The 12,735-nt window shown below is 68.7% G+C and carries 12 protein-coding genes; 5 read left to right on the forward strand and 7 right to left on the reverse strand.

Features of this window, described 5'->3' with window-relative positions; genetic code table 11:
* Nucleotides 1–14: 14 nt before the first annotated feature.
* From JT362_RS03985 to JT362_RS04010, 6 genes are all read right to left on the reverse strand, one after another.
* Nucleotides 15–992, reverse strand: a complete 978-nt coding sequence (locus tag JT362_RS03985; RefSeq protein ID WP_260189625.1) for a LysR family transcriptional regulator — start codon at nt 990–992, stop codon at nt 15–17.
* Nucleotides 993–1,917: 925 nt separating this feature from the next.
* On the reverse strand, nt 1,918–2,217 hold the full coding sequence (locus JT362_RS03990) for a hypothetical protein (RefSeq protein WP_260189626.1): 300 nt from the start codon (nt 2,215–2,217) through the stop codon (nt 1,918–1,920).
* Nucleotides 2,218–3,374: 1,157 nt separating this feature from the next.
* Nucleotides 3,375–4,598: an ABC transporter permease gene (locus tag JT362_RS03995; protein ID WP_260189627.1), complete on the reverse strand. Its 1,224-nt coding sequence runs from the start codon at nt 4,596–4,598 to the stop codon at nt 3,375–3,377.
* Complete coding sequence (locus tag JT362_RS04000; RefSeq protein ID WP_260189628.1) at nt 4,598–5,293, reverse strand: ABC transporter ATP-binding protein; 696 nt, start codon at nt 5,291–5,293, stop codon at nt 4,598–4,600. The genes JT362_RS03995 and JT362_RS04000 overlap by 1 nt, the downstream gene beginning before the upstream one ends.
* Nucleotides 5,290–6,384 carry an efflux RND transporter periplasmic adaptor subunit gene (locus JT362_RS04005; RefSeq protein ID WP_260189629.1) on the reverse strand — a complete coding sequence of 365 codons (1,095 nt, stop codon included), beginning with the start codon at nt 6,382–6,384 and terminating at the stop codon, nt 5,290–5,292. The genes JT362_RS04000 and JT362_RS04005 overlap by 4 nt, the downstream gene beginning before the upstream one ends.
* Complete coding sequence (locus tag JT362_RS04010; RefSeq protein WP_260189630.1) at nt 6,381–6,929, reverse strand: hypothetical protein; 549 nt, start codon at nt 6,927–6,929, stop codon at nt 6,381–6,383. Before JT362_RS04010 ends, JT362_RS04005 begins: the two co-directional genes overlap by 4 nt.
* 145 nt (nt 6,930–7,074) lie before the next feature.
* On the opposite strand from JT362_RS04010, the gene JT362_RS04015 reads away from it, so the two are divergent.
* Nucleotides 7,075–7,728, forward strand: coding sequence for a response regulator transcription factor (locus JT362_RS04015; protein ID WP_260189631.1), 654 nt, complete (start codon nt 7,075–7,077; stop codon nt 7,726–7,728).
* An 8-nt stretch (nt 7,729–7,736) separates the two neighbouring features.
* On the forward strand, nt 7,737–8,885 hold the full coding sequence (locus JT362_RS04020) for a sensor histidine kinase (protein WP_260189632.1): 1,149 nt from the start codon (nt 7,737–7,739) through the stop codon (nt 8,883–8,885).
* A 729-nt stretch (nt 8,886–9,614) separates the two neighbouring features.
* On the opposite strand, the gene JT362_RS04025 is transcribed toward JT362_RS04020, so the two are convergent.
* Entirely contained in the window at nt 9,615–10,028 is a 414-nt protein-coding gene (locus JT362_RS04025) for a VOC family protein (RefSeq protein WP_260189633.1), read from the reverse strand.
* Nucleotides 10,029–10,152: 124 nt separating this feature from the next.
* Here JT362_RS04025 and JT362_RS04030 point away from each other — a divergent pair, with 124 nt between their 5' ends.
* The 3 genes from JT362_RS04030 (at nt 10,153) to JT362_RS04040 (ending at nt 12,510) form a co-directional block, all read left to right on the forward strand.
* Nucleotides 10,153–11,016 carry a sigma-70 family RNA polymerase sigma factor gene (locus JT362_RS04030; protein WP_260189634.1) on the forward strand — a complete coding sequence of 288 codons (864 nt, stop codon included), beginning with the start codon at nt 10,153–10,155 and terminating at the stop codon, nt 11,014–11,016.
* Nucleotides 11,013–11,519 (forward strand): VOC family protein, encoded by a 507-nt coding sequence (locus JT362_RS04035; protein WP_260189635.1) that lies wholly within the window; start codon nt 11,013–11,015, stop codon nt 11,517–11,519. Before JT362_RS04030 ends, JT362_RS04035 begins: the two co-directional genes overlap by 4 nt.
* Nucleotides 11,520–11,631: 112 nt before the next feature.
* On the forward strand, nt 11,632–12,510 hold the full coding sequence (locus JT362_RS04040; protein ID WP_260189636.1) for an alpha/beta fold hydrolase: 879 nt from the start codon (nt 11,632–11,634) through the stop codon (nt 12,508–12,510).
* Nucleotides 12,511–12,735 lie beyond the last annotated feature (225 nt).

The following is a 12,735-nucleotide window of genomic DNA, read 5'->3' on the forward strand; positions in this document are numbered from 1 at the left end:
TCCCAAGACGATGCTCACGCCGATGGTCGAATCGATCCTGGCGTCCCCTGAGCCTTCGTCCGGCGACCGAGCGGAGCGGTGGACGATGAGTCCAGCAGCGACTCGCCGTCCTGGCACATGGTCTGGGAGACCACGTCGATGAAGATCCGCGTCTCTCGGTTGAGTTTTCTGCCCTGCCGCCAAACGATCTGGGCGAAGACCTCGAAGGAGGGCTGCCAGTCGAGCACGCTCAGCCGCGCTTCCTTGACCGCACTCGCCACGGCGGTCGCGGGCAGAACACTGATGCCGATCCCGGTCGCGATCCCCTGCTTGACCGACTCGATGTTACCGAACTCGATGAGGGAGACCGGGGTGTCGGCGCCCTTGTTGAAGTCCGACTCCATGAGCGCCCGGTAGGAACAATTCGTCCCAGGCGCAAGTACGGGAAACATTCGCAGATCGGACGTCGACACCTGCGCGGTGCGGTCCAGCGGATGCCCGGGCGCGACCACGGCCACCAGCCGCTCGGCCCCGAGTACTTTGGTCTCCAGTCCATGATGCCGATTCTCGGGTTCGATCAGGAAGCCCACGTCCAGCATTCCCCTGCGCAAGGACTCGTGCGCCTCGCGGCACGTGGTCGACTGGAGAATCAACTGCATTTGGGGGTAGCGGTGATAAAAGAACTCGAGGACGGCGGGCATGCGGTATGAGATCAGACTCTCGACCGCCCCGATCGTCAGAGTTCCCGACGGTTCGGTCTCGTCAGCCAAGGAGCTTCGTGCCTCGTCGACAAGTGCGAGGATACGTTCCACGTAGGGGACGAGCCGTTCACCGACCGGCGTGAGCCGGATCTTCCCTCCGAATCGTTCGAAGAGCTCCATGCCCAAAGCAGCCTCAAGGCTTTTGATCTGCGCGGTCACGCTGGACTGCGCGTACCGGAGTTCGGTCGCGGCTTTGGTGAAACTCATGTGGGTCATGACACGGTGGAACGTGCTCAGTTGTTTCAGATCCATACCAATTCCCCCAATGCCCGCAGATGCTGGTGAGTCTCAGTGGCGTTGCGGAGCCGACACTGGCGGTCAGGCGAAACCCAATCCTGCCAGGTGGAATTTCGACCGCCCCGGGGTCGGCCCTGAGATTTGCCTACCACTCGCCCCGCGCGGCCACGGTCGCCAGCACCTCCGGGCTGTACACCTGTACTCGCGAATCAGCGATCACTGTGGTTCCTCCCACGATGCCCCTTCACCGATGCCAAGTGCTCCGACAAACACTCTGACATGTTCGGGTGCGTCCGCGCCGGTCGTCGTGTCAAGCTCAAGTGGGGCGAGATCAGGTCTTGAACCGTTGTACTGAGGACGACCGAGGAGTGATCCGGAGGTAGGGCCGGTCACGTCGTCGATGGGACCGGGCGTGCCCGATGGGATCGTGGCTGGCGCTCTGGTCGCGCGGTCGCATGAGTCCTTCGCGGGCTGGGGCCGGGTGATGCTGGCTGCGCGACGGCACGCATCGGCGGGTGCCATTGATCAAGGAGACTCGTCCGATCGCGGCCCAGCTGATCGAGAAGGCGAGAAGGACAACACGCACGCCCGGTCGTTCACCGTGCCACGCTGAGGACGGAATCGCCACGCCGTCCTGTGCGATGCCACGCACTGGGGACGAGGTGGGTGCGCAGCCCGGCTACGAGCACCTTTCACCGACGCGGGCGAGCGGGTCGACCTTCAGGTCGGTCTCCGGGTTGAACGGCGGGTCGAACAGCCCGGTCCGGAACCGGCTCAGGTACGGGTCGACCAGGAGGGTCCGGTCGCCGACGTCGATCCGCCAGCCGGCGGTGCCCAGCCAGCGGAACGTGGCGGTGGGGCCGCCGCGCCCCTGGCGGCGGGGGGCGGCGGCCGCGGCGGCGGTGCTCCGGTGGAGTGCATGCCACTCCCACCGGTGCTGTCACACGGGGCCTCGGTCGCACAGTAACCACCCGGGTCGAAACCAGTTGTACTCGTGGTCGAACGTTCCGTCGGGCAGGGTGCCCCGGTAGGAGCCCACCAGCGCCGGATGGTCGTACTGGGCGCCGCGGCCGAGCTCGGCCACCACCACGCCCTCGCCGCGTACCCCCATGTCCCACACGTCCGGGGTGTTGATCCGGTCGATGTTCCACTCGACCGTGCCCGCCGCCGCTTGCGACCGGGCGGCAGCCGGCTCCGGCTCCGGCAGCGCGATCTCCGTGTCGGCCTCGATCGCGGCCACCTCCGGCCGCGCCGCCAGCTCGTCGACCAGCGCCAGGTCCCGGTGACGATGAGGCTGTTGTCGATCCAGAACGAGCTGAACTCGGCGCCGCGCTCGGTCAGCAGCGCGCGCAGCCCGGCCTGTGTCCGCTCGGCGTGCATGGTCTTGGCCTCGTACACGAACTCGGCACGCGACCCGTCGTCCTGGCTCCGGTCCGCCGCGCCGGACAGGTCCACCTGCGCGGCCAGCATCACCCAGAACGTCGTGTTCGGTCCGTCGTCGGCGTCGTCGAGCACCGCCGCGTCAACCACCGTGAGCGGCGCCGTGGCGAGCGCGGGCGCCGAGCCGGTGGCCGCGGTCGCGGCGAGCAGGCCGCACGCGAGCAGGGCGGGTAACCAGCGCCGGTTGCGGTGCCGTCGGATCATCGGACCCTCCCATAGATCTGCCAGATGGCAACCGCAGTCTCCGGGATGGCACAGCGACGCCAGAACACCTTTCGAGTGCGGGTATGCGGCCGTGCACATTCCCGCCAATACCAGATCCGACGGGCCAACGCAGTTTCGAATCAACGGACACCGTCGTTGTCGGGACGCGCGCCGAGGGTGTCGCCCACCCGAGCGGGACGTGGGCGCGTTGGCACACCACGACGAGCACGACCCCACATCCTCGGCGAACGCCACAGCCGAAGGCGGACTGGCGAACGCCCGCGGCGACAACGCGGCGGCGGAAGGTGCTTGACAAAGATCCATGCGCTCGACGGCGTCAGCGGACAGTGGGACGCTCAGAGGCCGAGAGGGTGGGCGGAGAGCCAGTCGGTGTGGCGGCGTTTCAGGGCGTCGCGTTCGCTGGACGTGGGCAGCCCCGGGGCCCCGGAACCTCCCGGTCCCGCTGCTGGACCGGCGCGCCGTCGGAACGAACCGCGCACCTGCTCGGCCGCGGCGACCGCCGAGGTACCGCCCACCAAGAACAACGCTGACACGACAATCGAGGTAGCTGTTCTGCCACGTCGAGATCGCATGAGTCTCCAACACCTCCTCACAACGCACCAAAGCCGTGGCATACCGAGATGAAATCCGCAAGCCAACAGAATGGCCCCACGTTGATGTGGGCGCCAACCACGCACACGACTCCGCGCTACCACCCAAACAATCGACCGCATCCGGAATTTCATGAGAAGCTCAGGGAGCGGCGAGTGCTTCGGTGGGCGCGAGGCGTGACGCGCGGACGGCCGGGTAGAGACCGGCGATACCGCCGATCACCAGTGTGGCCGCGACCCCTCCGAACATGGCCCAGACCGGCACCACGATCGGCCACGACTGGGTTGCCGCATAGCCACCGGTGACGACGAGTCCGAGCACCAGCCCACCGACGCCGCCCAGTGCGGACAACAACAGTGACTCGGCGAGGAACTGGCTGCGGATCTGGCCCTTGGTTGCGCCGAGTGAACGGCGCAGGCCGATCTCCGCCCGGCGCTCCAGCACCGAGATCACCATCGTGTTCGCCACACCGACACCGCCGACCAGGAGCGCCACGGCGCCCAGCCCGAGCAGTAGCGCGGTGAACGTGGCGTTCGTGGCCTGCCGCGCCGCCAGCGCGTCGGAAGGACGTGACACCGATACTTCGTTGGGAGCCTCGGGATTCGCGGTCTGGGCGAGCACATCCCGGACCGATTCGACGGCGGTGTCGGCGGTTCGGGTGTGCACTGTGGTCGGATGCCCGTCGAATCCCAGCTCGGCCTCGGCCGCCGGCCAGCCGACGAGCGCCGCACTGTCCAGCTCGGGCACCAGTGTCACCGGCTCCAGGATGCCGATCACGGTGAACCAGACGCCGCCGACGACGATCTGGACGTCCGTACCGGCGGCACCGATGCCGAGCCGTTCAGCCGCGCTCGCGCCGAGCACGACAGCGGGGTAACGCTCCGTCGCGGCGTTGAGCCATGTGCCGTTGTCGAGCTTGGCACCCACCAGATCCAGCAGGCTGGTGGTCGCCGCGTTGACCCCGATGCCGCCGCTTTCCGCCTCGGGAATCCGGTCATTGCGATACACCTGGGCGTCGCCGACCGAGCCCACGGCCGCGGTTTGCGTGACGGGTCCGATCCGGCCGACCATCGCCACCGACTCCGGCGGCAGCTTCGCCTCCTCCCCGAAAATCGTGTCGCCGGGCGTCACGGTCAGCAGGTTGGTGCCCAGTGCGGCGAGTGTCCGATCCAGCCCGGCCCGGGAGGAGGACGAGATGCCGACCACGGAGACCATCGCCGCGATGCCGATCGCGATCCCGAGCGCGGACAGGACCGCGCGCAGTGGCCTGGTGCGCAGGCCGGCTCCGCCGACGCGGACGACGTCGCGGGGGCTCAGCCTCGCTGGCACCGGTCGCGGGCGCTCCGCTGCCGTGGTGTCCGTCATCACCGTACCTCCCGGGCAGCGGCGAAAGCGGAGTCGCCGACCTTCTGCCCGTCGCGCATCCGTACCTGCCGGGGCAGGCTCGCCGCGAGCTGCGCGTCGTGCGTGATCACGAGCACCGTGGTGCCCCCGGCATGCAGTTCCCGCAACAGCTCCAGCACGCCTGCCCCCGACACGGTATCCAGGTTTCCGGTCGGCTCGTCGGCGAGCAACAGTGCGGGCTCGCCGACCACCGCGCGAGCGATCGCCACCCGCTGACGTTCACCACCGGAGAGCTGATGCGGCCGGTGATCGAGCCGATGGCTCAGTCCCACCCGCTCCAGCGTCGCCGCGGCCCGGCGCCGCCGTTCTCGCAGCGGGACGCCGGCGTAGAGCAGCCCGTCCGCCACGTTGTCCACCACGGCGGTGCCCACCGCGAGGTGGAACTGCTGGAACACGAACCCGATGCGGGAGGCGCGTAGCGCCGACAGCTCCCGGTCCGGCAACTCGGCCACCGCACACCCATCGACCCGTACCGTCCCGGTGCCCGGCCGGTCCAGCGTGCCGATCATGTTCAGCATGGTGGACTTGCCCGAGCCGGACGGCCCGACGATGGCCACCAGCTCCCCGTACCCGATGGTGAGGTCGACCTCGCGCAGCGCGGCCACCCCGCCGGGGTAGGACTTCGACACCTCGTGAAGCTCGACGACGCCGGTCATGACGGGACACCCACCTTCGTACCGGCGGAGATAGTGTCCCCGGACACCTCGACCCGGCCGCCGGAGAACAGCCCGACCTCGACCGCCACGATGCGGGTTGAGGAACCACGGACCACCTCGACTCCGTAGCCGCCCTCGGCCAGTGCGAGCAGTGCAGACACGGGAACGGTCAGCACGTTCTCGCGCTCGGCGGCGGTGAAACCGACCGACACCGAAGCCTGGTCGAAACGGCTGACCGTTTTCTGGTCGGCCACCGAGACCGTGACCTCGATCGTCGTGCTGGACTCCTCGTCCTCGCTCTGCGCCGGCTCGAACACCGTGAGCACCTCGGACACCGTGCCCTCCACCTCCTTGCCGTCGGGCAGGGTCACGGGCACCTTCGTACCCTCCTTCGCGAGCCGCTGCTCGTCGACGTCGAGGGTGACCGTGATGAGGCGGGTGGTGCCGGTGTAGGTCAGCAAAGCTTGTCCCGGCTGGGCCGCGTCGCCGATGGTCGCGTTGAGTGCGGACACCCGGATCTCGCCCGTCGCGAACGCCACGCGGCCAAGTTCCACGGTTCCGGTCTCCGTCAGGCCGTTGTCCTCCTGCCAGCTCTCCACCGCCGTCGCCGTGGCGTCGGTGAACGTGTCATCCACGGTGAAGCCGGTGTAGCCCAGCGCCGCCAGATTCTCCTCCAGCTGGGCGACGTCCGACCCTTCGGCACCGCTCGACAGGTCGCGGTACGCGGGCACCTTTCCGTACATGAGCACTACCGGAAGCTCGTCCACCCGGTAGAGCACGTCGCCGCGCCGGACGACGGTGCCCACCCCTGGAAGCCAGGTGGTGGTGCCGCTCGGCTTGGGAGACAGGGAAAGCTCCGAGCCGTAGCCGAGCGTGCCGTCCTTCACCTCTTGGTCGACGAGGGTCTGCTTGGTCACCTCTGCGGTGGCGGGCGGCAGGTCACTCGCGGGCTGCGCGGCGTCCGAATCGCCGCCGAACCGGACCGCGGTCGCCGCACCGGCACCCACGACGAGCAGCACGCCGGTCATCAGCGCCACCCGCTTGGCGCGGCCGTGGCGGGGCCTGTCGTCCTGGTCGTCCGCAGGGCTCACCGGCCACCGCCGGGCCGGGTCTGGAACTGCACACACTTCTGCTCGGCTGCCTTGAACTCCTCGGAGGCGGGATCAATGCCGCTGTTGGTCTTCATCCCGATCTGACCATCCGCCCTGGGGTCCGGGAAGTCCGGCAGGCCGTTCTCGCGCATGCACTTGGCGAACTTGCGCAGCTGCTCGATCTCCTTTTCACTCGGGCCGGAACCACCCGACCCGGCCGGAGAGTACTCGCGGCATTTCTCCGTCGCCTTCTTCATCGCCTCGGCCTTCCCGGCGTCGTCCCTGCTTCGCTCGCCCTCGATCTTCATCCCCCCGCCGGGACCGGGATCCTCGAAGTCGGGCACGCCGTTGTTACGCATGCACTTCGCGAACGCGAGAGCCTTCTCCTCTTCGCTCATGTTCGCGGTGTGCTGCTCGCTCCGCGCAGTGGTCTCAGTGGACGTTCCGTCCGCGCTCGCCACGTCGTCGGCACCGTCTCCGGTACTGGCGCAGCCCCCCGTCGCCACGGCCGCCAGCAGGCACAGTCCGGCGAGAATGCGTTTCATCGATCTCACTCCTTCAACTCGGTACCGAACGGATCGGGACCAGGTCTACGCATTCGGTGGTTTCGGGATGGTTTCCTGGTCCCACGTACGAAACCCCGCCGAAACCCGGGGATGAGGCATGCTGGTGACCGGAGAGGAGTGATCGATGCGAGTGCTCCTGATCGAGGACGACAGGGAGATGGCGCACGCGGTCGCGACCGGGTTGCGGCGCGCGCGCATGGCGGTCGACGTGGTACTCAACGGCGCGGCCGGGCTCGAGCGCGCGCTGGGCAACGACTACGACGTGATCGTGCTCGACCGGGACCTGCCCGGCATGCATGGCGATGACGTGTGCGCCGAGCTGGTCGCCGCCCGGCCGCGTGCCCGGGTACTGATGCTCACCGCGGCCGCCACCAGCGCGGACCTCGTGGACGGACTTGGCCTCGGTGCCGACGACTACCTGCCGAAGCCGTTCGAGTTCCCCGTGCTCGTCGCCCGGATCTGCGCGCTCGCCCGGCGAGCCCAGCCGGCCATCCCACCGGTTCTGCGGCAAGGGGACCTCGAGGTCGATACCGCGCAACGCCGTGCCCGCAGGGGTGACAGGCAGCTCGACCTCGCGCCGAAGGAGTTCGGCGTTCTGGAGCTGCTGCTGGCCTCGCAGGGCCGCACCGTCTCGGCGGAGGAGATGCTCGAACGCGTCTGGGACGAGGCGACCGACCCGTTCACGAGCGCCGTCAAGATCACCATCAGCAGGCTCAGGGCCAAGCTCGGGGAACCGCCGGTGATCGAGACGGTGGCCAGGTCCGGCTACCGGATCTGAGGATGCGGATGCGTGTGTTCCCGTCGCCCCGACGCAGCGTCCGGCTGCGCCTTTCCCTGCTCTACGGCGTGTTGTTCCTGGTCTCGGGTACCGCGTTGCTCGCGGTGACCTACCTGCTGCTGTTCCACACCGGTGGTTCCGTCTACATGCCGGGGCCCGAAGGGGCCGACGCGCTGCCGGTCGCCCCGGCTTCTCCGCCGGCGGAGAAGGCCCACCTCGAAGATGCGCTCCGTGATCAGCGCGATGCCGACCAGCGCGACTTCCTGCTTCAGGGCGGGATCGCGCTGGCACTCATGACGGTGGTCTCCGTCGTGCTCGGCTGGCTGGTTGCCGGGCGGCTGTTGCGTCCGCTGCGGACGGTCACCAGCACCGCGCGGGACATCTCGGCCACCAACCTGCACCAGCGGCTCGCGCTGAGCGGTCCCGACGACGAGCTGAAACAGCTCGGTGACACGTTCGACGGACTGCTGGAACGCCTGGAGCGATCCTTCCGGTCACAGCGCCAGTTCGTCGCCAACGCCTCCCACGAGCTGCGCACGCCGCTGGCCCGGCAACGGACCCTGGGGCAGGTCGCCCTGTCCGATCCCGGCGCCACCGTGGAGTCGCTGCGAGAGGCGCACGAGCGGATCATCCTCGCGGGCAGGCAGCAGGAGCGGCTGATCGAGGCGATGCTCACCCTCGCCCGCGGCGAGGGTGGCCTGGACCGGCGTGAGCCGCTCGATCTCGCCACGGTGGCGGACGAGGTCCTGCTCGCGCAGCGTGCGGACGCCGCGCGGCGGGGTCTGCGGCTGAGCTCGGCACTCGGCCCCACGTCCGTCACCGGTGACCCGCGGCTGCTCGAACGCGTGATCGCCAACCTCGTCGACAACGCACTGCGGTACAACGTCTCCGGTGGCCACGTGGAGGTCGCGACGGGCACCTCGGAAGGGCACAGCGTGCTCACGGTGAGCAACACCGGGCCGGTCGTACGGGAGCAGGACGTCGAAAGAATCTTCCGTCCCTTTCAGCGGGCCGCCGCCGACCGCACGGGCAACGACGGCGGAATCGGCCTCGGACTGTCCATCGTGGACGCCGTCGTCACCGCGCACGGCGCCACGATCACCGCGCGCCCCAACCCGGGTGGCGGCCTTACGGTGACCATCACGTTCGCCCACTGAGCAGGTGAGGGGGTCCTGTACCGCAAGAGGGCCGCTGGGTATGGTCGTCGCCGATGACAGCGGGCCGGGTGGGCCGGAAGGTGTGGTCGCGGGCGATCGAGCCCGCGGACCAGCGCTGCCTCGTGGGGTTCGACCGGGCCGCGGCTCGCGGACATCGGCCAGGGTGTGTCGACCCGTGCGCGGATCGTTCCGTGGACCGAGTTGGGTCCTTGTTTCCACTCTGGATGTTACTGTCCTCGCGTAGTTTGCGGTAGGGCATGATCACATCCGGATTGGTCTGTCGTGCGGGCTTGGCCGCGGGGCATGTGGGCGGCGTCGGCGTTCCCTTGGCGCGGTTACGGTGACGTCCATCGGGTTCGACCGCTGGTAAGCGGATTGTCATTTCGTTGGATGTGGTGTTCGGGCCGCCGTCGGGGTGGGAGCCTGCACGAGACCTCGCGCCAGCCGGCGGGGCCAGTTGGCCGGCGCGAGGTCTCGGGCTTCTTCTCGCTCTACACGGGCTCGACGGCGACGCGCGGCTCGGTGTCGAGCTCCAGCTCCACGTCGGCCTCTTCGCCGATCGCGACACCTGCGGCCGCCGGTCGGCGTCGCTGAGGCCGAACAGGCGACGGCCGCGCGCCCCGCCGAACGCCTCCACCACCTCGGGCGGACTTCCAGCCCCGCATGGGCTCGGGCGGCTCGACGAGGGCGCGAAGCTTCACGGCCCTCCTTGCTGGCTGTCCTCGGTGGCTACTTCGCGGAGGGCTGATCGTTGCCCTGAGCGGTGTAGCCGACGCGCCAGATGTATCCGTCCAGGTCGGCGAAGGTGCCGCCGTAACCGCCCCACGGCAAGGCGTCGGCGGGCTTGAGGATGGTGGCGCCGGCCTTCTCGGCCTGCGCCATCATCTCGTCCACTCGCGCCTCACTACCGAGCTCGTAGGTGAGGACCAGTCCGCTGAAGCCGTTGCCGTCCGGGTTCGTGCCCACCAGGTCTGCCAGGCCTTCGCGGCCGTAGAGGCCGACAGGCGAGGCGCCGTCGGACTCGAAGAACACCGAGATGCCGTAGTCGTTCTTGATCTTCCAGCCGAGGCCGTCGGTGTAGAACCGCTTGGCGTCCTCCATGTTCCGGACGCCGAGCAGGGTCGGGATCACGTGCGCTGTCATGTTGCATCTCCTTCTGTTCGAGGTGTGTACGGTGCCTGAACCAGCAGGTGAACCGCCGGATGTCACATCGGCGCGGGTTCGCCGGTCAATCGGTATGACAGGCCGAGACAAAGGAATGTGACAGATGGTCGAGCAGGATTGGCTGAGCGAGCGGTTCGCCGAGCACCAGAGTCGCTTGCACGCGGTGGCCTACCGGATGCTCGGCTCACCCGGTGAGGCCGAGGACGCGGTGCAGGAGGCGTGGCTGCGGGTCAGCCGCGCCGGCACCGGCCAAGTGGAGAATCTGGCCGGGTGGCTGACCACGATCACGGCCCGGGTCTGCCTGAACATGCTCGAAGCACGGCGGGCCCGACGTGAGGAATCGGCCGGGGCGCTGCCGCCAGAGCCGGCCGCGCCACACTCCGACATCCGCTCGGCCGACCCCGAGGACGAGGCGCTGCTCGCCGATTCGGTCGGTGTCGCACTGATGGTGGTGCTGGACACCCTGACTCCCGCTGAACGGCTCGCGTTCGTCCTGCACGACATCTTCGCTGTGTCGTTCGGCGAGATCGGCGCCGTCATCGACCGCTCCCCGGCCGCGGCCCGGCAGTTGGCCAGCCGGGCCCGGCGCCGGGTGCAGGGCGCGGCGGAGGCGTCCGATGCAGCCCGATCGGCGAAGCGGGACATCATCGAGGCCTTCCTCGCCGCCTCCCGAAGCGGGGACTTCGCCGCCCTGCTCGAACTGCTCGACCCGAACGCCGCGGCCCTGGACGTCCGCGGCGCCCCTGCGGTGGCGTCATTCTTCGCCGGCCGAGCGCAGGCCGCCCGGCTCGCGTTGGTCGACGGCGTTCCGGCGGCCGTCTGGCTGCACCGCGGCCGGCCGAAGGCCGTCTTCACATTCACCATCGGCAGCGGGAAGATCACCAACATCACCATCGACACCGACCTGGGCCGCCTCGACAGCCTGGCGATTGTCCTGCTTCACACCGACGACAAGGAACGGCGATGACCCGGCCTTCCCGGCAGGTCCGTGCCACCGGCATGAACCTCAAGCTCTCGTCGTGGGCCCTGGCCGTCCACGACCTGAACGAGGCACTCGGCTTCTACCGTGACGTGCTCGGCTTCGAGGTACACGCCGACGCCGAATCCGAGGCGACACGGCGAGTGAGCGTCGGCCCGCGGTCGCAGCCGGACATGCAGATCTTCCTCCAATCACCGGGAACGGATCCACGTGTCTCGCCAGCCGACCGGCAGATGATCGAGGACCTGATGGCCAACGGCCTGCTCGGCCAGCGTCTCGTCTTCCTGACCGACAACTGCGACACCACCTTCGAGCACATCGAGGCCGCAGGCGCTGAAGTGATGCAAGAACCGATCAACCAGCCCGACGGTGCCCGCGACTGCGCCTTCCTCGACCCTTCCGGCAACATGCTGCGTTTCACCCAGACGCGTCAGATGAACCGTGCACTCGCATACCGACGGACAAGCCGCGAAGGCCCCCAGGCACCCTGAACGCGGCCGCCAGGGAAACACTGGTGGACCACCGCGCCGATCGCGAAAGCCATCGCCCGTCGCTCGGCTTGTCGCGTTGGTTTGACGAAACGGTAGGGCAAGATCTGTTGTCATGACCAACGGCGAACCAACCTTCGTGCTAGTTACTGGTTCTGGGGCCACCTCGTTTCTGTGGAACCCAGTGGTCAGAGAGCTCGTGCTGCGTGGGCATCGTGCCTTGCCCGTCGAGTTGCCCGGCCACGGGTTCGACACGGTGTTCCCCGCGGGCTACGGGAGCCCGCAGGACCTCGAGCTTTTCACCGGCGCACGCTCACCGGTGGCCGGGCTTACGCTCGACGACTACGCCGAGCACACCCTCGGTCTCGTGCGCCGGGCCGCTCAGCACGGCCCCGTTGTTCTGGTGGGCCACAGCCTGGGCGGCAGCACCGTCACTCGGGTAGCCAACACCGCCTCCGACCTGCTGGCCCACGTGGTCTACCTCAGCGCCTACTGCTGTGTGGACTCACCCACTGTGGTCGGCTACGCGCCCACCGCTCCGACACCGGACAGCCCGCTCGCGCGGGCGCGGCAAATGGCGTTCCTCGGTGATCCCCGCCGTACCGGCGTGACACGGACCAACCCCATGACTGCCGACCCCGACGTGCTGGCCGTCCAGCACGCCCTACTCGTGGCCGACCTCGACCCCGCACACGTGCCCGCAGTACTCGCCTACGCCACCCAGCCCGACGAGCCGCTGCAGGTCGTCCTCGCCGACGCCCAGGTCGACCCCGGGACATGGGGGCGACTGCCGCGCACCTACGTCCGGACCAGCCAGGACGAGGTTGTCCCCATCGAGGTGCAGGACCGCATGATCGCCGAAGCCGACCATCTCACCCCCACGAACCCCTTTACCGTGCACACCATCGCCGGAAGCCACTTCGTACCGATCACCCGCGCCACCGAGGTGGCCGACATCCTCATCACCACATCGGATAGCAGGTTGGTTACGTAGAGGGCGCAGCCTCACCTTGGCTTGAGCTTCAACCTGTTCGGCGGGGTCGTGGGGTGCTGGACTTGGTTGCCTTGCCGCTGCGTGGTTTTCGTTGGTTTACGCTGGTGACGACGTGGACGTCGTGGCGTGGGGCTGGTCGTGGGCTGGGGTGGCCGGTGGGGCGTCCGGGGCCAGGCCGGGTGGGTTTGGCGCATCGGCCGGAGAGCCGATCGGCGGCGCAGATCG

The sequence above is a fragment of the Actinophytocola gossypii genome, from assembly GCF_025165815.1.
Lineage (GTDB): Bacteria > Actinomycetota > Actinomycetes > Mycobacteriales > Pseudonocardiaceae > Actinophytocola > Actinophytocola gossypii.